This window comes from Bacillus sp. VA13 (assembly GCF_055710085.1).
In genome coordinates, this window is record NZ_JBVQPP010000001.1 from 155859 (window position 1) to 180003 (window position 24145).

The window sequence follows — 24145 nt, forward strand, 5'->3', positions numbered from 1 at the left end:
CATGGAAAAACAACCGTTAACACCAAGACAGATTGTAGATCGGTTAGACCAATATATTGTCGGTCAGCAAAACGCGAAAAAAGCTGTCGCCGTGGCATTAAGAAACCGCTATAGAAGAAGTCTTCTGGATGAAAAGCTGAAGGACGAGGTCGTTCCGAAAAACATTTTAATGATGGGGCCTACCGGCGTTGGGAAAACTGAAATTGCAAGACGAATCGCCAAGCTTTCAGGTGCGCCATTTATCAAAATTGAAGCAACAAAATTTACTGAAGTCGGCTATGTAGGCAGAGATGTTGAATCAATGGTCAGAGACCTTGTGGAAACTTCTGTTCGGCTTATAAAAGAAGAGAAAATGAATGAAGTAAAGGAGCAGGCAGAAGAAAATGCAAACAAACGCATTGTTCGTCTGTTGGTTCCTGGGAAGAAAAAACAATCAGGCGTTAAAAATCCGTTTGAAATGTTTTTTGGCGGCAGCCAGCCGAACGGTGAAGATGAGGCGGAGAGCCAGGAAGAAGCAAACATTGAAGAAAAAAGAAAACGCATGGCGCATCAGCTGGCTTTAGGAGAGCTCGAAGACTACTATGTAACAGTAGAAGTCGAAGAGCAGCAGCCTTCTATGTTTGACATGCTGCAAGGCTCGGGTATGGAGCAGATGGGCATGAATATGCAAGATGCGCTGAGCGGATTAATGCCAAAGAAAAAGAAACGGCGCAAAATGACAGTCAGAGAAGCCAGAAAAGTCCTGACGAATGAAGAAGCGAGCAAACTCATCGATATGGATGAAGTCAGCCAGGAAGCTGTTCAGAGAGCAGAAGAGAGCGGAATTATCTTTATCGACGAGATTGATAAAATTGCAAAAAACGGCGGCGCGTCATCTTCTGCCGATGTATCTAGAGAAGGCGTTCAGCGGGACATCCTCCCAATCGTTGAGGGTTCAACCGTTGTCACTAAATATGGTTCGGTAAAAACAGACCATGTGTTATTTATTGCAGCAGGAGCGTTTCATATGGCCAAACCGTCAGATTTGATTCCTGAACTGCAAGGGCGTTTCCCGATTCGTGTAGAACTGAGCAAACTCACGGTAGACGACTTCGTGAGAATTTTGATTGAGCCTGATAATGCACTGCTGAAACAATATCAGGCATTATTGCAGACAGAAGGTATATCTCTTGAATTTTCTGACGAAGCTATTCATAAGATTGCTGAAGTTGCTTATCATGTGAACCAGGACACAGATAATATCGGTGCGAGACGCCTCCATACAATACTTGAACGCTTATTAGAAGATCTGTCGTTTGAAGCTCCTGATGTAACAATGGAGAAAATAACGATTACACCACAGTATGTCGAAGAAAAGCTCGGAACGATAGCAAAAAACAAAGATTTAAGTCAATTTATTTTGTGAAAAATTTAATAAGAGGAACGTTTAGGAGGATTATTTATCATGGCTTTATTACAAAAAACACGAATTATTAACTCCATGCTGCAAGCTGCGGCAGGGAAACCGGTAAACTTCAAGGAAATGGCGGAGACGCTGCGGGATGTAATTGATTCCAATATTTTCGTTGTAAGCCGCAGAGGCAAGCTCCTTGGATATTCTATTAACCAGCAAATTGAAAATGATCGCATGAAAAAAATGCTTGAGGATCGTCAATTCCCTGAAGAATATACGAAAAATCTGTTTAATGTCCCTGAAACATCTTCTAACTTGGACATTAATAGTGAATATACTGCTTTTCCTGTTGAAAACAGAGACCTGTTCCAAGCTGGTTTAACAACAATTGTACCGATCATCGGAGGCGGAGAAAGATTAGGAACACTCATTCTTTCACGTTTACAGGATCAATTTAATGACGATGACTTAATTCTCGCTGAATACGGCGCTACAGTTGTCGGTATGGAGATCCTGAGAGAAAAAGCAGAAGAAATCGAAGAGGAAGCAAGAAGCAAAGCTGTCGTTCAAATGGCTATCAGTTCTCTTTCTTACAGTGAGCTTGAAGCAATTGAGCACATTTTTGAAGAGCTTGACGGAAACGAAGGTCTCCTCGTTGCAAGTAAAATCGCTGACCGCGTCGGCATTACCCGTTCTGTTATTGTGAACGCACTCAGAAAGCTGGAAAGCGCGGGTGTTATCGAGTCAAGATCATTAGGAATGAAAGGTACTTATATCAAAGTCCTAAACAATAAATTCCTAATCGAATTAGAAAATCTAAAATCTCATTAATCACGCAAAGAACCCCCTCTTAAGGGGTTCTTTTTTTATTTCAAATAAAGGAAATCAATAAGCTTTATTTCCTGGGTTGAAAGTCTTTCTTTGTAATAATTTTAATAAATCTCATAAATTTCTTCAAAAAGACTCAAAAATGACGAAAAGAATATAGAAAAAACAGAAATTCTGCTATTTTCAGGCTTATATTAAGGCGGGAAATGTAGTTCTAACAATCTAGGACTATATACCTAGTTGTAAAATAGATAATTGTGAGGACATTTTTTTACACGATCTTCATAGACTTTATGCCTGTTATTTCTTACAATAAGCATATAGTTTTACAATTCTCGACAAGGATATTGAGGGTGAAAAAAACTGAAATGGAGGTAAGTGGATTTGAGCTTATTTTCTGGAACGATACAAAATCTTGAAAATGCCTTGGGCAGAGCGAATATTAAGCAAAAAGTCATAACTAATAATATTGCCAATATAGATACACCGAACTATAAGGCAAAAAAAGTCTCTTTCCAAAATTTATTAGATCAAGAATCCTCTCGTCTTGAAGCGATAAAAACAGACTATCGTCATATTGATTTTTCTGGTACTGATTCGAATTATTCAATTGTAACGAGCGGAGATACATCGTATCAGCAAAACGGAAACAATGTTGACGTTGACAAAGAGATGACAGAATTGGCACAAAATCAAATCAATTATCAAGCTTTAGTTGAAAGAATGAACGGTAAATTTAATTCGCTAAAGACCGTATTAACAGGAGGAAAATGATGACAGCTTTTCATAGCTTAAATGTTTCAGCATCTGCTTTAACAGCTCAGCGAGTCAGAATGGACGTTGTATCGTCTAATTTGGCAAATATGGATACGACAAGAGCTAAGCAGGTGAACGGAGAGTGGGTGCCTTACAAAAGAAAAATGGTTTCCCTTCAGTCAAAAGGTGAATCGTTCTCTTCTATTCTCAATTCTCAAATGAGCGGAAGCGGCAATGCTGGAAACGGTGTAAAGGTTTCTAAAATTACGGAAGATGATTCAGAATTTAATCTTGTCTATGATCCGACAGACCCTGATGCAAACGCTGAAGGATATGTACAAAAGCCTAATGTTGATCCGTTGAAAGAAATGGTTGACCTTGTCAGCAGCACAAGATCATATGAGGCGAATGTCACAGCGATGAATGCCACAAAGGGAATGCTGATGAAGGCGTTAGAAATCGGAAAGTAAGGTGAATGAAAGTGATTAATGCAATTTCTCCTTTTCAGGTTCAAAATACTCAAAACACTCAAAATGCAACAAATCAAGTAAACAATAGCCAAAAAACAGATTCTTCAAATCAAACAAGCTTTTCGGAGCTTTTAAAAAACTCTATTAGTTCGTTAAATGAGTCCCAAGTAGCTTCTGACAACATGACTAATGCCTTGGCTGCAGGAATAGATGTAAATCTTGATGAGGTCATGATCGCCGCTCAAAAAGCAAGCATCTCTCTAACTGCAGCAACAGAGTTCCGCAATAAAGCTGTGGAAGCTTATCAGGAGATTATGAGAATGCAAATGTAGGGGGTCTGACGATTAAGAGAAAGAGTGGAATGACCGGGGGTTAACATGAATCGTACTCTAATGCAAATGAAAAACAAAACGAGTGAGTTTTGGAAAAATAGATCTAAATTACAAAAGATTTTAATGATTAGTGCTTTAGCGGCAATTATTATTATTGGAATTATTATTAGTGTTTTTGCTTCAAGTTCTAAAATGGCGCCGCTGTACAAGGATTTGTCTGCCGAAGAAGCAGGGCAAATCAAAGAAGAACTGGATGCGAAAAAAGTGCCAAATGAACTTTCGAATGGCGGTACAGTGATTAGTGTTCCAGAGGATCAGGTTGATTCTTTGAAAGTGCAGCTGGCTGCAGAAGGACTTCCCAAAACTGGATCAATTGACTATTCATTTTTTGGGCAGAATGCCGGCTTTGGTTTGACAGACAATGAGTTTGATATGGTGAAAGTGAAAGCCACACAGACAGAACTGTCAAATTTGATCAATGAAATGGACGGTATCAAAAATTCAAAAGTAATGATTAACCTCCCGAAAGACGCAGTGTTTGTCGGTGAGGAGCAATCTGCAGCATCCGCATCAATCGTTCTGCAGATTCAGCCGGGCTATACACTTGAGCAAAGCCAGATCAACGGATTGTATCATCTGGTATCGAAAAGTGTGCCGAACTTAAAAGAAGATAACATCGTGATCATGGACCAAAATTCTACATACTACGACAAATCAGACAGCGATGCAGGGTCCTACGCGGATAGTTATTCTTCTCAGCAAGGAATTAAGTCCCAAGTTGAAAAAGACATTCAAAAACATGTTCAGTCACTGCTTGGTACGATGATGGGCCAAGATAAAGTTGTTGTCTCTGTTACAGCAGACATTGATTTCACAAAAGAAAATCGTACAGAAGACATTGTCGAGCCTGTTGATAAAGAAAACATGGAAGGCATTGCAGTCAGCGCTGAAAAGGTATCTGAAACATACCAGGGTGACAGTGCAGCCAATGGCGGAACTGCCGGAACCGGCGACGAAGATGTAACAAATTATAAAGCTGACGGTGAAAATGCCGAAAGCGGGAACTATGAAAAAAGCAGCAATAAAATCAATTACGAGGTTAACCGAATCCATAAAGAAATCGCTGAAAGCCCTTATAAGGTCAGAGATTTAGGGATTCAAGTAATGGTTGAGCCGCCTGATGCCAAAAATACAGCGTCGCTATCAACTGAAAGACAGGATGATATACAAAAAATCCTCTCAACTGTAGTCAGAACATCATTAGATAAGGATGCAACACAAAACCAGAATCTTTCTGATGAAGATATTAATAATAAAATTGTGGTCTCCGTTCAGCCATTTGACGGGAAAGTCAACTTGGATACAAATACGGAAAAGTCTTCAGGTATCCCGCTGTGGGCATATATCGTAGGCGGTGTTTTAATCGCAGCGATCATTGTTCTGATCATTATGCTTGTCAGAAAGAAACGGGCGCAAGAGGATGAATTTGAGGAATATGAGTATGAGGTTCCTCAAGAACCAATCAATTTGCCTGATATCAATGAAGAGGAAAATGAAACAGCGGAAACAGTCAGACGAAAACAGCTTGAAAAGATGGCGAAAGACAAGCCGGAAGATTTTGCAAAACTGCTGAGAAGCTGGCTGGCCGAGGATTAGGAGGAATTAGAAATGGCGAGACGTGATCAAGATAAGCTTACAGGAAAACAAAAAGCAGCCATTCTCATGATTTCCTTGGGGTTAGATGTGTCAGCTTCTGTATATAAGCACTTAACCGATGAAGAAATTGAAAGGCTTACCCTGGAAATATCAGGTGTTCGAAGTGTCGATCATCAAAAAAAGGATGAAATAATAGAAGAATTTCATAATATAGCCATTGCGCAAGATTATATTTCTCAAGGCGGCCTAAGCTATGCGAGACAAGTTCTTGAAAAGGCGCTTGGTGAGAATAAGGCGGAAAACATTCTAAACAGGCTGACTTCTTCTTTACAAGTTAAACCATTTGATTTTGCCAGAAAAGCGGAGCCCGAACAAATTTTGAATTTTATACAGCAAGAGCATCCGCAGACGATGGCTTTAATCTTGTCTTATTTAGATCCTGTACAAGCTGGGCAAATTTTATCCGAGCTGAATCCTGAAGTACAGGCTGAGGTTGCGAGAAGAATCGCGGTCATGGACAGAACGTCACCTGAAATTATTAATGAGGTAGAACGGATTCTGGAACAAAAATTATCTTCTGCATTTACTCAGGATTATACACAAACAGGCGGAATTGAAGCTGTTGTTGAAGTGTTAAACGGGGTAGACAGAGGAACAGAGAAGACGATCTTGGATTCATTGGAAATTCAGGATCCTGATCTTGCTGAAGAAATTAAAAAGCGGATGTTTGTCTTCGAAGATATTGTTACACTTGATAACCGCGCAATTCAGAGAGTCATTCGCGATGTTGAGAACGACGATCTGCTCCTTTCATTAAAGGTTGCAAGCGAAGAAGTCAAAGAAATTGTATTCAACAATATGTCACAGCGTATGGTTGAAACCTTTAAAGAAGAAATGGAATTTATGGGCCCTGTACGTTTGAAAGATGTAGAAGAAGCTCAATCAAGAATTGTAAGCATCGTCAGAAAGCTTGAAGAAGCCGGAGAAATTGTGATAGCAAGAGGCGGAGGGGACGATATTATTGTCTAATATCATTAAACAAGAATCATCTTTTTCTCCACAAAAGGAAAGAAGAAAACTCTCTGTACAAGAGGTGCGTATCGATCATTCTCATCTTTTGCAGGCTGAAGAGAACCCAGAAGCGCTTATGGCTCGAGTGAAAGAGGAAGCTGACCGGATTTCTGAGCAGGCAAACAGCCATATAGAAAATATTCGCCGTCAAATTGAGCAGGAAAAAAATGATTGGTCGGATGAAAAACAGAAGCTTATTGAGGAAGCAAAAGCCGAGGGCTTTGAACAAGGTGTGGCATTAGGAAAAGCTGAGGCGCTTCAACAGTATGGCGAGCTGATCAACCAAGCAAACAGCATAACTGAAATGTCCAGAAAAGCTGTTGAGGATAAGCTTGAAGACGCTAATGAAGAAATTGTTGAGCTTGCCGTTGCACTAGCTAAAAAAGTTTGGCAGCAAAAATCTGATGATAAAGAGGCTTTTCTCCTGCTAGTGAAACAGGTCATAAACGAAGTAAAGGAATATGACGATATCTCAATATATGTGGATCCATATTACTATGAGACAGTCTTTCAGCAAAAGGATGAAATTCAGCAACTGCTTTATAAAGAATGCCGGCTTGGCATATATGCTGATGAAAAAGCTCAAAAAGGATCCTGTTATATTGAAACACCTTTTGGCAGGGTAGATGCGAGTGTTGACACACAATTGATGCAATTGAAAGATAAACTTCTGACAGCGCTGGAAGCGGGTGCAGCTGAATGAAGACACAGAGTCTGATAGATTGCATAGAAATGACGGACTCGTATAAACGGTACGGAAAAGTCAAGCGGGTGATCGGCCTGATGATTGAATCAAAAGGGCCTGCAAGCTCAATTGGCGACGTGTGCCTGATTTATGCAAAAGGGCAATCTGGGAACGTCATAAAAGCTGAGGTTGTCGGCTTCCAGGAAGAAAATATTTTGCTTATGCCTTATTTAGAGGCTGCAAGCATTGCACCCGGCAGCATTGTAGAAGCCACCGGTGAATCTCTTCGGGTTAAAGTCGGAGCCGGGCTGATCGGACAAGTCATCGATGCTTTTGGAGAGCCGCTTGACGGCAAGCTTTTGCCGAAAGGGCTTTCGCCTGTATCGACGGAGCAATCACCGCCCAATCCGATGAAACGGCCGCCTATCCGTGAAAAGATGGGTGTCGGAGTCAGATCAATTGACAGCTTGCTGACAGTCGGTAAAGGCCAGCGGATTGGCATTTTTGCAGGAAGCGGTGTCGGAAAAAGCACACTAATGGGGATGATCGCCAAGCAGACAGAGGCTGACTTAAACGTCATTGCACTTGTTGGGGAACGCGGGCGAGAGGTTAGGGAGTTTATTGAAAAAGATCTTGGGGATGAGGGTCTGAAACGATCGATTGTAGTCGTTGCCACCTCAGATCAGCCAGCATTAATGAGATTGAAAGCGGCATATACAGCAACGGCAATTGCTGAGTATTTCCGCGATAAAGGCCAAAATGTCATGTTTATGATGGATTCTGTTACAAGGGTGGCAATGGCGCAGCGTGAGATTGGACTGGCCGCCGGAGAGCCTCCGACGACAAAAGGCTATACACCTTCTGTGTTCGCTATTTTACCTCGTTTATTAGAACGAACGGGTGCAAATGAGCACGGAACCATTACCGCGTTTTATACAGTATTGGTAGACGGGGATGACATGAATGAGCCGATTGCTGACACTGTTCGCGGAATTTTAGACGGACATATTGTATTGGACAGGGCGCTTGCCAATAAAGGCCAGTTTCCTGCAGTTAATATACTAAAAAGCATCAGCAGGGTGATGTCAAACATATCGACAAGGCAACACCTAGATGCAGCAAATAAATTCCGTGAACTTTTATCGACATATCAAAATTCGGAAGATCTCATTAATATCGGAGCTTACAAAAGAGGATCCTCAAGAGAAATTGATGAAGCGATACAATTTTATCCGCAACTTATTCAATTTTTAAAACAGGGAACAGATGAATCAGCATTATTAGAAGAAAGTATTGCTGCATTAACTAGTTTGACAGGAAATGAGGAATAAACGTGGCTTATCAATTTAGATTCCAGAAGCTGCTGGAACTAAAAGAAAATGAGAAAGATCAATCCTTATCCGAATATCAGCAATCCGTTTCTGAATTTGAAAACGTTGCTGAAAAATTATATGAGAATATGAGCAAAAAGGAATTGCTTGAACAAGATAAGGAAAAGAAATTGAAAAGCGGCATGAGTGTACAAGAAATGAGGCATTACCAGCAATTTGTCTCAAATCTTGAAAATACGATTTATCACTACCAAAAGCTAGTTATTATGAAAAGAAATCAAATGAATCAAAAACAAGAAATTTTGACAGAGAAAAATATTGAAGTGAAAAAGTTTGAAAAAATGCGTGAAAAACAGTTTAAAATGTTTGCTATTGAAGACAAAGCTGCAGAGATGAAAGAAATGGATGATATTTCGATTAAGCAGTTTATGATTCAAGGCCATTAGGAGCGAATGTAATGTCCGGCAAAAAGAAAGAATCAGGTAAGTTCCGTTCGGTTTTGCTTATCATTATCCTTCCGCTGATGTTTCTTCTAATCGCAGGGGGGATTGTTCTTTGGGCTGCTGGTGTCAATGTTTTAAAGCCGATACAGGAAGCGGCGGCAAAAACGCCGGTTCTAAAAGAATTGGTTCCTGAAACCGAAAATAAAAAAGACACAGCATCAAGTAAGGATAGCAGTAATACGGCAGCTCTGGAAAAGACCATTAAGGATCAAAAAAGTGAAATCAGTATATTGAATAAAGATTTAGAAACGAGTAAATCTGAAATCGACAGACTCAATCAAAAGATCCGTTCACTTGAAAAGACGGCGGAGGATCAAAAAAAGTCATCAAAAGATAATACTGAAAATGCATCAGGCTCGAATTCTTCTTCTGAAAATGACAAAGTGATCAATGTATATAAAAGCATGGACAGCGGAAAGGCCGCTAAAATTATTGCCCAATTAAAGGAGCAAGAAGCGCTGAAAATATTGAATGGCCTAAGCAAAAAGCAGCTTGCTGACATATTGGCGAAGATGACTCCTGAGCAAGCAGCAACTTATACAGAAAAAATTGCTGCCAGCCAAGAATAGGGGGAATTAAAGGTGAAGCTGCTTGAATTGGCAGGACCTTTGCTGCAAACCACAGCGGGTACTGCGGCTAAAACCATGAAAAGCAACCAGGGAGTTTTTCAAAACTGGCTTATGTCTGAGACCGGATTGAAGGAACTCTCAGAACAAGGAAAGGGAGCTCCTGATTTCAGTGATCAGCTTTTAGCAGATGCGCTTAAAAAAATCAGTGATTGGCTAAAGGCAAGTCCTGAAGATCAAGACAAACAAAAAGCGGAACTTCTGCAAACATTAAGCAAACTAACAGGGAAGCAGTTGGATGAAACCGCTCTGCAAATGCTGCAGCATCTGTTGCAAGCAGTTGAATCAAAAATGTCCGGCGGGATGGATCAATTACTCGCTGAAGCGGAGAAAATCATTTCAGAAGGTAAAACGGCTCTTGCTGCCAATGATTCTGCTGCAGACATTAATGGAGAACTGAAGTTTGATACAGAGCAACCCAATCAGGAAAATGAAGTATCTGAGGATGATAAAGAACTTGTCCTTATCCAGATGTTCATTAGTCAGCTGCTAGAAGGAAATAAGCTGTCTGACCGTGGGAATAGCAATGAAGCTCATGTCATTTATCAGAATGGAGATCAATTTCTTTCTGCATTAGAAAAAAAGGGCGTATCTCAACAGCTGATTCAAGATCTTAAACAGCAAATATTCACTAAAGATGAGTCAAGTTCAAAACTTTATTCGATGACAGCGTCAGAGCTGAAAAGTTTTCAAAGCTTAATGGAACAAATGTCTATGCTTCCTCAAAAAGGGACTAAAGAATGGAATTTAGCTGAAAGTCAGCTGAAAGCTTTCTTGTTATCGAAATCATCCGAATCATCGCAAGACTTTGGAAAGCGTGTCCTCGCACCGCTCTCGCAACATTCATCCAGCAAAAGTGCATCCGATGTTTCTGGAAGTATTCAGCCTGTAGATAGTAAATCAGGACTCCAACAAATGCTGTTTTCAGGATACCGGAGCACTGGAGGAGTTCAAACACTTGATCTGCACCAGCTCTCATCTGATTTACCGGCTGCCGAAACAAAAACGGTGGCTGATCAAGTGATCAATGCGTGGAAGCAAATGAAATATACGCCATTCGGCAGATCGACGGGAAGTTTCACCATTCGGCTGAACCCTGAACATTTAGGATTTGTCACAATCAAGCTGACAAATGAAAATGGGATGTTTCAGAGTAAAATCATTGCATCGAGCCAATCAGCAAAAGAACTGCTTGAACAGCATCTTCCTCAGCTGAAGCAATCATTGCCGAATATGGCCGTCCAAATTGACCGTTTTACTCTCCCTGTCCAAAGCGGGGATCAGCCGATATACGGCCAGCTTGCTGATGAACAGAAACAGCAGCAAGAGGGGCAGAGACAGCAAAAACAGAAAAAGCAATCAAATGATTTCGGCGATCTCCTCGATGAAGTGTCGACGGTTGAAATGGAGGAAGAAGAATGACTTCTATAAGTTCAGAATATAAACTGCCTGAAAAAACAAGCACTGTGACGACTAGCAATAGCAGCTTGGGGAAAGATGAGTTCTTAAAAATATTAATGACCCAAGTCCAAAACCAAGATCCGCTCAACCCGGTTGATGACAAAGAATTTATCAGTCAGATGGCGACTTTTTCAAGCCTGGAGCAAATGATGAACATGAATAAGACCATGACTCAATTCGTTGAAAATCAAGATCCGTTTACTTCGTATGTTGATTTGCTGGGAAAAGAAGTATCTTGGACTGATGGTCAAAGTACTACAGATAAAACTGGCACAGTTAGCTCTGTTAAGCATTCTAAAGGAAACTATTATCTCATTCTGGATGATGGGACCGAGATTAATCCGTGGAATGTAATGTCTGTAGCACAGTCTTCTAAATAAAAAAATCTGGGGGAATTTATTATGTTACGTTCACTTTATTCTGGAATTAGCGGTATGAAAAACTTTCAAACAAAGCTTGACGTTATCGGCAACAACATTGCCAACGTGAATACAGTAGGATTCAAAAAGAGCCGTGTTACCTTTAAAGATATGGTAAGCCAAACGATTGCCGGCGGTTCTGCGGCTGGTGCAACTATCGGCGGTACGAACTCTAAACAGATCGGTTTAGGTTCATCTTCTGGCACAATTGATACAATTCATTCAACAAGCGCAACACAAAGTACAGGAAGAACACTTGATTTAGCGATTGACGGCGATGGGTACTTTAGAATTGATACAGGCGACGGAACAGCTTATACAAGAGCAGGAAACTTCTATTTAGATAATACCGGAACACTGGTTACAGGTGATGGCTACCATGTATTAAATATGAATGGTGGAACAATTCAAATACCTACAGATGCACAAAGTTTTAGTATTGGTTCTGATGGAAAGGTGTCAATTGTTGATGCAGGCGGTCAAACGCAAGACGGAGGACAAATCGGGATTGTCACTTTTGCAAACAGTGACGGTTTGGATAAAATCGGAAGCAACTTATACCGTGAGTCTTTAAACTCTGGGACTGCCAGTGCAGCCAACCAGCCTGGTGATGGAGGTACAGGTTCACTTAAATCAGGATTTCTCGAAATGTCTAACGTTGATTTAACTGACGAATTTACTGAAATGATCGTTGCCCAGCGCGGATTCCAATCAAACTCAAAAATTATTACAACATCTGATGAAATCCTTCAAGAACTGGTTAACCTTAAACGTTAAGGAGGGAGGGGAGGCGAGTAATCGCTTCTCCGCTGTTTTATGATTAAAGTAACCCGTTTGAATGGGCAGCCCTTTACACTGAATGCGCTGTTTATTGAACAGATTGAATGCTTTCCGGATACTACAATCACTCTGTCAAATGGTAAGAAGTTTGTAGTAAAAGAAGATGAAGAAGCTGTTCTGGAAAAGATCGCATCTTTCTACCGAAAAATACAAATATTTTCAATGGATCAAGGAATAGAGGAACCGGAATGAAGAAAAAATTAATGGTCATTTTACTAATTATTCTTATCGTAATTGGTGCTCTCGGGGCGGCGGCTTATTTTGTTTTAGGCGGAAAGTCCGAAGAAAAAAGTGAAGCGAAAAAAAGTATTGATGAAATCGTTGCATCTTCTGTTGATGTAGAAGAGATCACAACAAATTTAAAGTCTGATAACATTATCCGGCTTGCTATTAAACTTGAAACTGACTCTGATAAATCAAAAGAAGAACTTGAAAAACGTGATTTTCAAGTGAAGGACGCTGTGATATCACTGCTAGCTGATACGAATGCTAATGAGATTGAGGGAGACAAGGGAAAAGAAGCCTTTAAGAAGGAACTAAAAGATAAATTAAATAGCTACCTCCAAGAAGGAAAAGTAGAAAAAGTGTATATTACCTCCTTTAATCTGCAATAAACAATCATTTGACAGAATACGGAGGTGAGGAAAATGTCAGGAGAAGTTCTCTCCCAAAATGAAATAGATGCACTACTTTCTGCAATATCAACCGGTGAAATGGACGCTGAAGAGCTGAAAAAAGAAGAAAAAGAGAAGAAAGTGAAAGTTTATGATTTCAAACGTGCACTGCGGTTTTCAAAGGATCAGATCCGCAGTTTAACGAGAATTCATGACAATTTTGCAAGACTTCTTACTACTCACTTTTCTGCTCAGCTAAGGACCTATATTCACATATCTGTCAGCTCTGTTGACCAGGTCCCGTATGAGGAATTTATCAGATCCATCCCGAACATGACGATACTGAATCTATTTGATGTCCATCCGATGGAAGGCAGAATTATGATGGAGGTTAATCCGACAATTGCATATACGATGATGGATCGGGTAATGGGCGGAATTGGAATCAGTCATAATAAGGTTGACAGCTTGACAGAAATTGAAACAAAAATCATTTCTAATTTATTTGAAAATGCACTGGGAAATTATAAAGAAGCTTGGCAGTCAATTGCTGATATTGAACCGGAAATGACTGAGTTTGAAGTGAATCCGCAATTCGTTCAGATGGTATCACCTAATGAAACAGTCGTGGTAATCTCACTCAATACCCAAATCGGTGAAATCAGCGGTGTTATAAATCTTTGTATCCCGCATATCGTCCTCGAGCCGCTCATACCGAAGCTTTCAGTCCACTATTGGATGCAATCAGATAGAAATGAGCCAAAGCCTGAGGAAACAAAGTCGCTTGAAAAACGTATCATGACAGCACAAATACCTGTCGTGGCCGAGCTCGGCACATCTGAACTGACAATAGAAGAGTTTTTAAGTTTAGAAGTCGGAGACTGCATAACTTTGGACAAATCAGTCACGGATCCTCTTACTGTATTGGTCGGAGATAAGCCGAAATTTTTAGGACAAGCCGGCCGGGTGAATCGAAAACAGGCAGTGCAAATTTTAGATCACGACATAAGAGGTGAACAAGATGGAGAATAATAGATTATCTCAAGATGAGATTGACGCGCTTCTTAACGGCACAGGCAGCACGCCGGATGAGCCAGAGGTTCCGGAAGTACATGACTTATCGGAAATGGAGCGTGATGCGATCGGTGAAATCGGAAATATTTCATTCGGCAGTTCTGCGACAGCACTATCAACGCTTTTAAATCAAAAGGTCGATATTACGACTCCAAGTGTAACTGTCATTCCTAAAAGTAAAATCAGCGATGCGTTTCCTGAACCGTATGTAGCGATTGAAGTGAATTATACGGAGGGCTTCAGCGGCAGCAACCTGCTGGTCGTGGAACAAAATGACGCGGCCATCATTGCTGACTTAATGATCGGGGGAGACGGAAAAGGCGCCGACCCTTCACTGGGTGAAATCCATTTAAGTGCGGTTCAAGAAGCGATGAACCAAATGATGGGGTCGGCAGCTACATCAATGTCTACTGTATTCAGTAAAAAAATTGATATTTCACCGCCTCGGGTTGAATTGCTCGATGTTACTGAAGAAAAGGGAACTGACCGTATTCCTGATGATGAAATGCTGGTGAAAGTTTCTTTTAACTTAAAGGTGGGGGAATTAATAGACTCCAGCATTATGCAGCTTTACCCGCTGACATTTGCGAAAGATTTAATTTCAAGCCTTATGAATACAGGAAATGCAGAGGAAGAAACAACGTCGCAGCCTGATGTTACATATGAGCAGCCGAAAGAGCCTGTGACGCCAGAGCCGCGTATTGAACCACAGCAACAGCAGCAGCCACCAAAAAGGCAGGGAACACCGAAAAAAGCAGCGCCGGTTCAGGTTTCGCCGGTTGAATTTTCCGCGTTTGATCCAAACGAGGCTTCGCAAGCCCCTATTAACAATCTGGATATGCTTTTGGATATCCCGCTTTCGATCACTGTTGAGCTTGGCAGAACGAAGAGAAGCGTAAAAGAAATTTTGGAGCTTTCTGCCGGAAGTATTATTGAGCTTGATAAATTAGCCGGTGAGCCGGTAGATATTTTAGTTAATCAGCGTATTGTTGCCAAAGGCGAGGTCGTTGTCATTGAAGAAAACTTCGGAGTAAGAGTCACTGACATTTTAAGCCAGGCAGAGCGCATTAATAATTTAAAATAACGAAACACAAGGAGAGAGATAGATTATGGCACACAGAATTTTAATTGTAGATGACGCAGCATTTATGCGAATGATGATTAAAGATATTTTGGTGAAAAACGGTTTTGAAGTAGTAGCGGAAGCTGAAAACGGAGCACAGGCAGTAGAAAAATATAAAGAGCATTCTCCTGACCTCGTTACTATGGATATCACGATGCCAGAAATGGACGGTATTTCAGCATTAAAAGAAATTAAACAAATTGATGCACAGGCAAGAATCATTATGTGTTCTGCTATGGGACAGCAATCAATGGTTATCGATGCTATTCAGGCAGGCGCTAAGGATTTTATCGTAAAACCTTTCCAGGCAGACCGTGTGCTTGAAGCAATCAACAAAACATTAAGTTAAAGGGTGTACGACTGTTGAAAAAGAGTCAATATTTCATTGCTTTTATTTGTTTTTTCGTTTTATTCAGTGTACATCCGATTGCTGCTGCCGCGGCAGACTCTGATAATTCAACTGTAAACGAATGGTTTCAAAAGAAAGACGAAAAAACTGCAGATAAGTCAGAGCAAAAGGAAGAAAAAACAACACAAACTGCTGATGAGACGGAGGGAGCGGCTGCTCCTTCTGTCTCAGCTTTTGATTTTGTGAAGATGATTTTCGCTTTATTGTTTGTTATCGTGCTGATTTACGGGCTGGTTAAGCTCATGAACAAAAGAAATCGGCTCCTAAAGCCTTTTCAATATGTTGAAAATATTGGCGGCACATCGGTCGGCCAAAACAGATCCATCCAATTGATCAAAGTCGGAAAAAGTGTGCTCGTCGTCGGTGTAGGAGAGACGATCCAGCTGCTGAAAGAAATTGAGGATGAAAAAGAGATTGAAGTCATTCTCAGCCAGCATGAAGAGGCAATGTCAAGCAAAATAGAGTGGCAAAAGTTTGTGAAGCCGCTGAAGGGTTCTGAACATCAGTCGCAGCAAAAACTGCCTTCATTTTCAAAAGCATTAAAAGAGCAGCTTGAAGAGTTAAAACAAAACCGTTCTGAAGGAAAGAAGAAAGGCCCACGTCATCATGAATGAGTTTATAAATATTTTCAGTTCAAGCGATCCGGAAAACGTAAGTTCAACTGTTAAATTACTATTATTGTTAACTGTATTTTCAGTGGCGCCTGGAATATTGATTCTTATGACTTGTTTTACTCGCATCGTCATTGTTCTGTCATTTGTCAGGACTTCACTGGCGACGCAATCTATGCCGCCAAACCAGGTTCTTATCGGACTTGCGCTGTTTTTAACGTTTTTTATTATGGCTCCTACTTTTTCAGAGATTAATAAAGAAGCGCTGACCCCATTGATGGACAACAAAATCAGCTTGGACGAAGCGTATTCGAAAGCTGAAGAACCGATTAAAGAATTTATGAGTAAACACACAAGGCAGAAGGACCTGGCGCTGTTTATGAATTACGCGAAAATGGATAAACCCGAATCATTAAAGGATATTCCGCTTACAACAATGGTTCCCGCTTTTGCCATATCGGAGCTTAAAACAGCGTTTCAAATAGGTTTTATGATTTTTATTCCATTTTTAATTATAGATATGGTAGTAGCAAGCGTCCTAATGTCAATGGGAATGATGATGCTCCCTCCAGTTATGATTTCTCTGCCCTTTAAAATATTACTTTTTGTTTTAGTAGACGGCTGGTATTTAATTGTGAAATCTTTGCTTCAGAGCTTTTAGGGTAGGTGCTAAACGTGAGTTCAGAATTTGTAATTTCTATGGCGGAAAAAGCCGTATACGTAACGCTGATGATCAGCGCGCCATTACTGGCTATTGCTTTACTGGTCGGTTTAATCGTAAGTATCTTTCAGGCGACAACTCAAATCCAGGAACAGACTTTGGCGTTTATTCCAAAAATCGTGGCGGTTCTCCTAGCTCTGATTTTTTTTGGTCCATGGATGCTATCGACCATTCTTTCATTTACAACAGAGCTGTTTTCTAACTTAAATCGTTTTGCAGGGTAATGTAGAGATGAATTCGATTATTGATTTATTTCCTGCTTTTTTATTGGTTTTTATTAGAATCTCTGCTTTTTTTGTAACGATTCCGCTTTTCGGACACCGGAATGTGCCAGCTGTTCATCGTATTGGATTTGCTTTTTTTCTCGCGGTCATTTGTTTCAGTACCATTGATAAACCTCCCTCTTTGGAGATAGATGGGCAATATATGCTCTTGACATTTAAAGAAGCTTTGGTTGGCCTTTGTCTAGGCTTAATTGCTTATATGATGATTGCTGCAGTACAGATTGCCGGCTCGTTTATTGATTTTCAAATGGGATTTTCAATTGCGAACGTTATTGATCCCCAAACAGGTGCACAAAGTCCGTTAATCGGCCAGTTTATCTATACAATGGCACTTTTGTTTATGCTGAGTGTCAATGCCCACCATTTGCTGCTGGACGGTATTTACTACAGTTTTCAGTATATTTCAGTTGATCAGGCATTTCCAAATTTCGGCGATGAAAAGTTTGCTTATTTGATCGCGAAAAGCTTTAATGCGATGTTTATTATCGCTTTTCAAATGTCAGTGCCGGTTGTGGCCAGTTTGTTTCTTGTTGATTTAGCATTAGGTATCGTGGCTCGAACTGTTCCACAATTAAATGTATTTGTGGTCGGTCTGCCTTTAAAGATCGCTGTCAGTTTCATCATGCTCATTGTGTGTATGTCCGTTATGTTTGTCGTTGTGCGGAATGTCTTCAGTTTAACGATTGAAACGATGCGGAATCTTTTAGCATTGGTCGGTGTTTCTTAATGAAGCTTAGAATTGACCTGCAGTTTTTTGCGGGAGAGAAGACAGAGAAAGCTACTCCGAAAAAACGGAAGGATACACGAAAAAAAGGGCAGGTAGCCAAAAGTTCGGATGTCAATACAGCCATTTCTTTACTAGTAGTATTCCTTTCGTTTATTGCGATTGGTCCGTATATGAGAGACAGGCTGCTGTCATTTATAGAAACATTTTATACCGAATCGCTCACAATGAAGCTCTCAGAATCAAATGTTCATATACTGTTGATCAGCTTATTAAAGGATATGGGCATGATACTTGCACCGATTTTGCTTGTCGCTCTTGTTGCAGGGGTCGTCAGCAACTATATGCAGGTTGGGTTCTTGTTTTCTGCTGAAGTGATACAGCCTAAGCTTGAAAAGCTGGACCCGATCAAAGGCTTTAAACGAATATACAGTATGAGGGCGATTGTAGAGCTAATTAAATCCATATTGAAAATTACTGTTGTTGGTTTTGCGGCTTTCGCTGTGCTTTGGCTGCATTATGGGGAAATTCTCCGGCTCCCGCTCTTGACACCCGAAGAGGCACTTTCTTTTGTTTCAAAACTTACCTTGTGGATGGGGCTGAGCGGTGCAGGAGCTTTGTTGATACTTGCTGGTCTCGACTATTTATATCAGAGATTTGACTATGAGAAAAATATCAAAATGTCAAAGCAGGATATAAAAGATGAGTACAAAAAATCTGAAGGAGACCCGATTATCAAGTCAAAAATTAAACAAAGACAGCGGGAAATGGCGATGAGGCGGATGATGCAAGAAGTTCCCAAAGCAGATGTCATTATCACAAACCCGACCCACTATGCGATTGCCCTGAAATATGATGATGAAAAAATGGATGCTCCTTATATTGTTGCAAAAGGTGTCGACCACCTAGCGTTAAAAATCAGGAAAATTGCTAAAGAGCATGATGTCATGATGGTAGAAAACAGACCGCTTGCCCGTGCGTTATATGATCAGGTAGAAATTGACCAGGCGGTGCCGGAAGAATTTTTTAAAGTCTTGGCAGAAATTCTGGCTTACGTATATAAAACAAAACAAAAAGTATATTGAATTTTTCGAGTTAAAAGGAGAGAAAAAACAGCATGTCAACAAGAGATTTATCCGTTTTAATAAGTGTTGTCCTCATTGTGGCGATGCTGGTGATTCCATTTCCTCCATGGCTGTTAAGTATTTTGATCATTATTAATATTTCTCTTGCGTTGATCGTGCTTCTTACCACAATGAATATGCAAGAAGCGCTTCAGTTTTCGATTTTCCCGTCACTGTTGCTGCTTTTAACCTTATTTCGTTTGGGCTTGAACGTCTCAACTACCCGTTCAATTCTTTCACATGGTGAAGGAGGAAAAGTCGTCGAGACTTTCGGAAATTTCGTTGTCGGCGGAAATGTATTAGTTGGACTCGTTGTATTTATCATCCTTATTATTATTCAGTTTATCGTCATTACGAAAGGTGCTGAACGTGTTTCCGAGGTTGCAGCAAGGTTTACGCTGGACGCAATGCCGGGGAAGCAGATGAGTATTGATGCTGACTTAAACGCAGGGATGATTACCGAACAGGAAGCGAAGCACCGCCGCGAAAAAGTGGCAAGAGAAGCTGACTTTTATGGAGCAATGGACGGTGCCAGTAAATTTGTAAAAGGCGACGCGATTGCCGGAATCATCATTGTGATGATCAATATTATTTTTGGTATCGTGATCGGAATGCTTCAGCAGGGAATGTCCATTCAAGAGGCCGCTTCACAATTTACGATGCTGACTGTCGGGGATGGAATTGTTTCGCAAATTCCGGCGCTGTTAATTTCTACAGCTACGGGTATTGTCGTGACAAGAGCTGCCTCTGAAGGAAACTTAGGGCATGACATTACAGGTCAGCTGTTTGCTTATCCAAAGCTTTTATACGTCGCAGCATCTACGATTCTGCTTCTTGGTATTTTCACTCCGATTGGCATTTTTCTGACGGGGCCGCTTGCAGGTCTGCTTGCTTTCGGCGCTTATATGCTATCTAAATCAGGTAAGGAAAAAGAAGAAGTGGATGAGATTCTCGAAGAAGAGGCTGAGGTTGACGACCTTAAAAGCCCTGAAAGCGTTGTTCAGCTTCTGCACATCGATCCGATAGAATTTGAGTTTGGATATGGCCTGATACCGCTTGCTGATGCCAATCAAGGCGGTGATTTATTAGACCGAATTGTCATGATACGCCGTCAGTTGGCTCTGGAACTTGGGCTTGTCATTCCTGTCGTGCGAATCAGAGACAATATAGCGTTGCAGCCTAATGAATACCGATTGAAAATTAAAGGCAACGAAGTAGCAAAAGGCGAGCTGTTGCTTGATCATTATTTAGCGATGTCGCCTACACCTGAAGACGATCTCATCGAAGGGATTGAAACAGTGGAACCGTCATTCGGACTGCCGGCCAAATGGATTAGCGAATCGGTAAAAGATGAAGCTGACATGCTTGGTTATACAGTTGTCGACCCTGCTTCAGTCGTTTCGACTCATATTACGGAGAAAATTAAGCAGTATGCCCACGAATTAATCGGAAGACAGGAGACGAAACAGCTGATCGATCACTTGAAAGAATCGTATCCAGTCCTTGTTGAAGAGGTTACGCCAAATCCGTTGTCTGTCGGTGATATTCAAAAGGTGCTGGCCAAGCTTTTAAAAGAAAAAGTTTCAATCCGAAACTTAGTAACGATTTTTGAAACGCTTGCTGACTATGGAAAATTAACAACAGATTCTGATCTTTTGACAGAGTATACAAGACAGGCACTGGCAAAACAAATTACAGCCCAGTTTGCCAAAGAAAATGAAGTGTTGAAGGTTGTTACTTGTTCGGGTCGTGTAGAAAAGGCAATTGCAGATGGCGTACAGCAAACGGAACACGGGAATTATTTGTCGCTTGAACCAGATGTTTCAGAAAGTATTGTACGCTCTGTCGCTAAAGAAGCCGAACAGCTGTCATTACGTCAGGAAACTGCGATTCTTCTCTGCTCGCCGCCTGTCAGAATGTATGTGAAACAGCTTCTGGAACGATACTTCCCTGATCTTCCGGTACTTTCTTATAACGAACTTGAGGCGAATGTTGAGGTACAAAGCATTGGAGTGGTGGATATTTAATGAAAATAAAAAAATTTACTGCTGCTTCAATGCAAGAAGCGGCACTTCTCATCAGAAAAGAGTTAGGTAATGAAGCGGTCATATTAAATTCGAAAAAAATTAAAAAGCGAAAATGGTTTGGACTCATCAACAAGCCTGCTGTTGAAGTAATTGCCGTATTGGATCAGGACTTTCTTGAAAACAAAACACCTCAGAAAGCAGCTGAGCCGAAACAAACATTAAAAACTCCGGTCAGCAGTCCGAAAATAGAGGAGAGGATATATCCCCCTCAAACTCCGGCGCAACATGAGCCCGGTGATTTTTCAGTGTATCAATCTGTACTTCCTGAGCCGCTGCAAAAAGCAGAAAAGCTTTTGCAAGAAACGGGTATTAAAGAGTCAACGAAGACGAGCGCACTGAAAAAATTGCTTCGATGCTCTGTGGAAGCGGGCGGTCTGACGGAAGAAAACGTGGTTGGCAAACTTCAGGATATACTATGCGATACGCTGCCTTCAGGAGACAAGTGGCAGGAGCATATTCACTCAAAGTATATCGTGCTGTTTGGTTCAACAGGGGCAGGAAAAACAACAACACTGGCTAAGCTTGCAGCCATATCTATGCTTGAAAAACAGAAAAAAATCGCTTTTATCACAACAGATACGTATCGGATAGCAGCTGTTGAACAGTTGAAAACATACGCCGAACTGCTGCAGGCTCCTCTGGAAGTTTGCTATACAAAAGAAGAATTCCAGCAGGCGAAGGAGTTATTTTCTGAGTATGATCATGTGTTTATTGATACAGCCGGAAGAAACTTCAAGGAGCAGCAATACATTGATGAATTGAAAGAAACGATTCCTTTTGAGAGTAGCATTCAGTCATTTCTCGTTTTATCCGCGACTGCAAAATATGAAGATATGAACCATATTGTCAAACGGTTTTCATCCGTCCCTGTCAATCAGTTTATTTTTACGAAAATAGATGAGACTACTTCCTTAGGTTCTGTATTTAATATACTGGCAGAATCAAAAATAGGTGCCGGGTTTATAACGAATGGCCAGAATGTGCCGGAGGATATACAGACTGTAGCTCCACTTGATTTTGTAAGGATGCTGTGCAGATGAACAGATTTGACCAAGCAGCAACTTTACGGGCGAAAATGGAAAAGCGTCAGCGTGTTCTGTCAATGGTTTATTCACAAAAAGCCAAGACACTTGCTGTCATCAGCGGCAAGGGCGGTGTCGGCAAATCCAATATTACTTTAAACATGGCCCTTGCGCTGCAGGATAAAGGTAAGAAGGTACTGCTTATTGATCTTGATATTGGGATGGGAAACATTGATATATTAATGGGAAACTCATCTTCCGCCACGATTATCGATGTATTAACCGATCGCAAGCCTTTGATGCAGTCATTATCCACTGGGCCAAAGGGTTTGCGGTATATATCAGGGGGAACCGGTCTGGATGTAATGTTTCAGCTGGATCAGAGAAAATGGGCGTTTTTTGCTAATGAGCTTTCTCATGCGTTAAGCCAGTTCGACTATGTGCTGTTTGACATGGGAGCGGGCTTATCAAAAGATCAGCTGCCTTTTATTTTATCGGCAGAAGATATTTTGATCATAACAACTCCCGAACCGACGGCCATCATGGATGCATACAGCGCTGTCAAGCACTTGGTTTTGACAGAAAATAAACTTTCGATGAAGGTGGCTGTCAATCGGTGCCGTGATCAAAAGGAAGGGCTAGACGCCTTTACCCGCCTTTCCCGCACGATTCATATGTTTTTGGATGCTCAGGTTCAGTTTGCCGGTTCCGTTTCTGACGATGCGATCGTGAGCAAAGCAGTTGTCGAACAGGTTCCTTTTTTCATAAAAAGTCCTCAGGCAAAAGCCAGCCGGTCAGTCCGTGTTTTAGCGGACGCCTTGTTTGAAAGAGAAGAAACAAGACACAAAGAAGACAAACAGACATTTATTGAGAAATTATCTTCTTTTTTAATGAGGAGGGCTTAATTTGATTCGTGTGCTTGTAGTTGATGATTCAGCTTTCATGAGAAAAATGATAAGTGATTTTTTAACCGAGGAAAAGCAGATAGACGTAATCGGAACTGCGAGAAACGGAGAAGAAGCGCTTAAGAAGATTGAATTACTAAAGCCAGATGTTATTACTCTTGATGTTGAAATGCCGGTCATGAACGGGACAGACACACTGCGCAAAATTATCGAAATTTATAACTTGCCGGTCATCATGGTGTCAAGCCAGACAGAGAAAGGCAAAGAGTGCACAATTAATTGTTTAGAGATCGGCGCCTTTGACTTTATCACAAAGCCATCAGGCTCCATATCTCTGGATTTGTACAAAATTAAAGAACAATTAGTTGAGCGTGTCATCGCGGCTGGGCTTTCCGGCAAGCGGAAACATCCTGTTTCACAGGCAGTTCGGCCTGAACCTATAGTGCGTGCTGTAAAGCCTGAATTAAGCAAGCCGAAACCCGGCACAGGCAGACAAATTGTATGTATCGGCACATCAACAGGCGGTCCAAGGGCGTTACAAAAGGTGATACCGAAGCTCCCTAAGGATTTGAACGCACCAGTGGTTGTTGTTCAGCACATGCCTGAAGGTTTTACTGCTTCTTTGGCTGAGCGGCTGAATCATTTATCCGACATTCAAGTAAAAGAAGCAAAAGATGGTGAAGCAGCTCTTAACGGCTGTGTTTACATAGCACCGGGAGGAAAAAACATATCCGTTATTAAAAACAGCGGAGGACTCCAGATCGTGCTTGATAATCTCGATACGCCAAGCCGTCATAAACCATCAGCTGATTATTTATTCCGTTCTGTCGGTAAACTGGCAGACTATGAAAAAGTAGCCGTTATCATGACCGGTATGGGCAGTGACGGCACTGCCGGCTTAAAGGACATGCTTATGGCCGGCAATGTGAAAGCCATTGCGGAGTCTGAAGAATCTTGTGTCGTATATGGGATGCCGAAAGCAGCTGTTAAAGCGGGCCTCATCCATGAGATTAAACATGTGGAAGATATCGCAGCATCCATCACAAGCTGTGTGAAAAAAGAGAGGATGTGATTCA

28 protein-coding genes are annotated in these 24145 nt (G+C 41.2%); all 28 read left to right on the forward strand.

Going from position 1 to position 24145, the window contains the following annotated elements; all coding sequences use genetic code 11:
- Position 1: 1 nt before the first annotated feature.
- The 28 genes from hslU (at position 2) to cheB (ending at position 24141) form a co-directional block, all read left to right on the forward strand.
- A complete protein-coding gene (hslU, locus tag AC0C66_RS00795; RefSeq protein WP_014113785.1) occupies positions 2 to 1405 on the forward strand; it encodes an HslU--HslV peptidase ATPase subunit in 1404 nt (467 codons plus the stop codon).
- A 39-nt stretch (positions 1406 to 1444) separates the two neighbouring features.
- Positions 1445 to 2224 carry a GTP-sensing pleiotropic transcriptional regulator CodY gene (gene codY, locus AC0C66_RS00800; RefSeq protein WP_003220850.1) on the forward strand — a complete coding sequence of 260 codons (780 nt, stop codon included), beginning with the start codon at positions 1445 to 1447 and terminating at the stop codon, positions 2222 to 2224.
- 381 nt (positions 2225 to 2605) lie between these two features.
- Positions 2606 to 2995, forward strand: a complete 390-nt coding sequence (gene flgB, locus AC0C66_RS00805; protein ID WP_014113786.1) for a flagellar basal body rod protein FlgB — start codon at positions 2606 to 2608, stop codon at positions 2993 to 2995.
- Positions 2995 to 3447, forward strand: a complete 453-nt coding sequence (gene flgC / locus AC0C66_RS00810) for a flagellar basal body rod protein FlgC (protein WP_072182136.1) — start codon at positions 2995 to 2997, stop codon at positions 3445 to 3447. Before flgB ends, flgC begins: the two co-directional genes overlap by 1 nt.
- A gap of 11 nt (positions 3448 to 3458) precedes the next feature.
- A complete protein-coding gene (fliE, locus tag AC0C66_RS00815) occupies positions 3459 to 3779 on the forward strand; it encodes a flagellar hook-basal body complex protein FliE (protein WP_072182135.1) in 321 nt (106 codons plus the stop codon).
- Positions 3780 to 3824: 45 nt separating this feature from the next.
- The gene (gene fliF, locus AC0C66_RS00820) at positions 3825 to 5435 is read left to right on the forward strand and encodes a flagellar basal-body MS-ring/collar protein FliF (RefSeq protein WP_072182134.1); all 1611 of its coding nucleotides are present in this window, start codon (positions 3825 to 3827) and stop codon (positions 5433 to 5435) included.
- Positions 5436 to 5447: 12 nt separating this feature from the next.
- Positions 5448 to 6464: a flagellar motor switch protein FliG gene (gene fliG / locus AC0C66_RS00825; protein ID WP_003220860.1), complete on the forward strand. Its 1017-nt coding sequence runs from the start codon at positions 5448 to 5450 to the stop codon at positions 6462 to 6464.
- Positions 6457 to 7209 carry a flagellar assembly protein FliH gene (fliH, locus tag AC0C66_RS00830; protein ID WP_072182133.1) on the forward strand — a complete coding sequence of 251 codons (753 nt, stop codon included), beginning with the start codon at positions 6457 to 6459 and terminating at the stop codon, positions 7207 to 7209. Before fliG ends, fliH begins: the two co-directional genes overlap by 8 nt.
- Positions 7206 to 8522 carry a flagellar protein export ATPase FliI gene (fliI, locus tag AC0C66_RS00835; protein ID WP_041520951.1) on the forward strand — a complete coding sequence of 439 codons (1317 nt, stop codon included), beginning with the start codon at positions 7206 to 7208 and terminating at the stop codon, positions 8520 to 8522. Before fliH ends, fliI begins: the two co-directional genes overlap by 4 nt.
- A gap of 2 nt (positions 8523 to 8524) precedes the next feature.
- A complete protein-coding gene (fliJ, locus tag AC0C66_RS00840) occupies positions 8525 to 8968 on the forward strand; it encodes a flagellar export protein FliJ (protein WP_003220866.1) in 444 nt (147 codons plus the stop codon).
- Positions 8969 to 8979: 11 nt separating this feature from the next.
- Positions 8980 to 9594 (forward strand): MotE family protein, encoded by a 615-nt coding sequence (locus AC0C66_RS00845; protein WP_072182132.1) that lies wholly within the window; start codon positions 8980 to 8982, stop codon positions 9592 to 9594.
- Positions 9595 to 9606: 12 nt separating this feature from the next.
- Positions 9607 to 11073, forward strand: a complete 1467-nt coding sequence (locus AC0C66_RS00850) for a flagellar hook-length control protein FliK (protein ID WP_072182131.1) — start codon at positions 9607 to 9609, stop codon at positions 11071 to 11073.
- A complete protein-coding gene (gene flgD, locus AC0C66_RS00855; protein ID WP_072182130.1) occupies positions 11070 to 11492 on the forward strand; it encodes a flagellar hook assembly protein FlgD in 423 nt (140 codons plus the stop codon). Before AC0C66_RS00850 ends, flgD begins: the two co-directional genes overlap by 4 nt.
- A gap of 21 nt (positions 11493 to 11513) precedes the next feature.
- Positions 11514 to 12308 carry a flagellar basal body rod protein FlgG gene (gene flgG, locus AC0C66_RS00860; protein ID WP_014113794.1) on the forward strand — a complete coding sequence of 265 codons (795 nt, stop codon included), beginning with the start codon at positions 11514 to 11516 and terminating at the stop codon, positions 12306 to 12308.
- 39 nt (positions 12309 to 12347) lie between these two features.
- The gene (gene swrD / locus AC0C66_RS00865; protein WP_003220876.1) at positions 12348 to 12563 is read left to right on the forward strand and encodes a swarming motility protein SwrD; all 216 of its coding nucleotides are present in this window, start codon (positions 12348 to 12350) and stop codon (positions 12561 to 12563) included.
- Positions 12560 to 12985 (forward strand): flagellar basal body-associated protein FliL, encoded by a 426-nt coding sequence (gene fliL / locus AC0C66_RS00870; RefSeq protein WP_072566272.1) that lies wholly within the window; start codon positions 12560 to 12562, stop codon positions 12983 to 12985. Before swrD ends, fliL begins: the two co-directional genes overlap by 4 nt.
- Positions 12986 to 13018: 33 nt before the next feature.
- The gene (gene fliM, locus AC0C66_RS00875) at positions 13019 to 14017 is read left to right on the forward strand and encodes a flagellar motor switch protein FliM (protein ID WP_003220879.1); all 999 of its coding nucleotides are present in this window, start codon (positions 13019 to 13021) and stop codon (positions 14015 to 14017) included.
- Positions 14007 to 15143 (forward strand): flagellar motor switch phosphatase FliY, encoded by a 1137-nt coding sequence (gene fliY / locus AC0C66_RS00880; RefSeq protein WP_061187464.1) that lies wholly within the window; start codon positions 14007 to 14009, stop codon positions 15141 to 15143. The genes fliM and fliY overlap by 11 nt, the downstream gene beginning before the upstream one ends.
- Before the next feature lie 25 nt (positions 15144 to 15168).
- Complete coding sequence (cheY, locus tag AC0C66_RS00885) at positions 15169 to 15531, forward strand: chemotaxis protein CheY (protein WP_003220882.1); 363 nt, start codon at positions 15169 to 15171, stop codon at positions 15529 to 15531.
- Between the two features lie 14 nt (positions 15532 to 15545).
- Positions 15546 to 16205 (forward strand): flagella biosynthesis regulatory protein FliZ, encoded by a 660-nt coding sequence (gene fliZ / locus AC0C66_RS00890; RefSeq protein WP_072183478.1) that lies wholly within the window; start codon positions 15546 to 15548, stop codon positions 16203 to 16205.
- On the forward strand, positions 16198 to 16863 hold the full coding sequence (gene fliP / locus AC0C66_RS00895) for a flagellar type III secretion system pore protein FliP (RefSeq protein WP_003220886.1): 666 nt from the start codon (positions 16198 to 16200) through the stop codon (positions 16861 to 16863). Before fliZ ends, fliP begins: the two co-directional genes overlap by 8 nt.
- Before the next feature lie 14 nt (positions 16864 to 16877).
- Positions 16878 to 17147 (forward strand): flagellar biosynthesis protein FliQ, encoded by a 270-nt coding sequence (gene fliQ, locus AC0C66_RS00900; RefSeq protein ID WP_014113798.1) that lies wholly within the window; start codon positions 16878 to 16880, stop codon positions 17145 to 17147.
- Between the two features lie 7 nt (positions 17148 to 17154).
- Positions 17155 to 17934: a flagellar biosynthetic protein FliR gene (fliR, locus tag AC0C66_RS00905; RefSeq protein WP_072183479.1), complete on the forward strand. Its 780-nt coding sequence runs from the start codon at positions 17155 to 17157 to the stop codon at positions 17932 to 17934.
- The gene (gene flhB, locus AC0C66_RS00910) at positions 17934 to 19016 is read left to right on the forward strand and encodes a flagellar biosynthesis protein FlhB (protein WP_061187468.1); all 1083 of its coding nucleotides are present in this window, start codon (positions 17934 to 17936) and stop codon (positions 19014 to 19016) included. The genes fliR and flhB overlap by 1 nt, the downstream gene beginning before the upstream one ends.
- Positions 19017 to 19048: 32 nt before the next feature.
- Complete coding sequence (gene flhA / locus AC0C66_RS00915; protein WP_072183480.1) at positions 19049 to 21082, forward strand: flagellar biosynthesis protein FlhA; 2034 nt, start codon at positions 19049 to 19051, stop codon at positions 21080 to 21082.
- Complete coding sequence (locus AC0C66_RS00920) at positions 21082 to 22182, forward strand: flagellar biosynthesis protein FlhF (RefSeq protein WP_072183481.1); 1101 nt, start codon at positions 21082 to 21084, stop codon at positions 22180 to 22182. Before flhA ends, AC0C66_RS00920 begins: the two co-directional genes overlap by 1 nt.
- Entirely contained in the window at positions 22173 to 23069 is an 897-nt protein-coding gene (gene flhG / locus AC0C66_RS00925) for a flagellum location/number ATPase FlhG (RefSeq protein WP_072183482.1), read from the forward strand. The genes AC0C66_RS00920 and flhG overlap by 10 nt, the downstream gene beginning before the upstream one ends.
- Before the next feature lies 1 nt (position 23070).
- Positions 23071 to 24141 (forward strand): protein-glutamate O-methylesterase CheB, encoded by a 1071-nt coding sequence (gene cheB, locus AC0C66_RS00930; RefSeq protein WP_014113804.1) that lies wholly within the window; start codon positions 23071 to 23073, stop codon positions 24139 to 24141.
- The last annotated feature ends 4 nt before the right edge of the window (positions 24142 to 24145 follow it).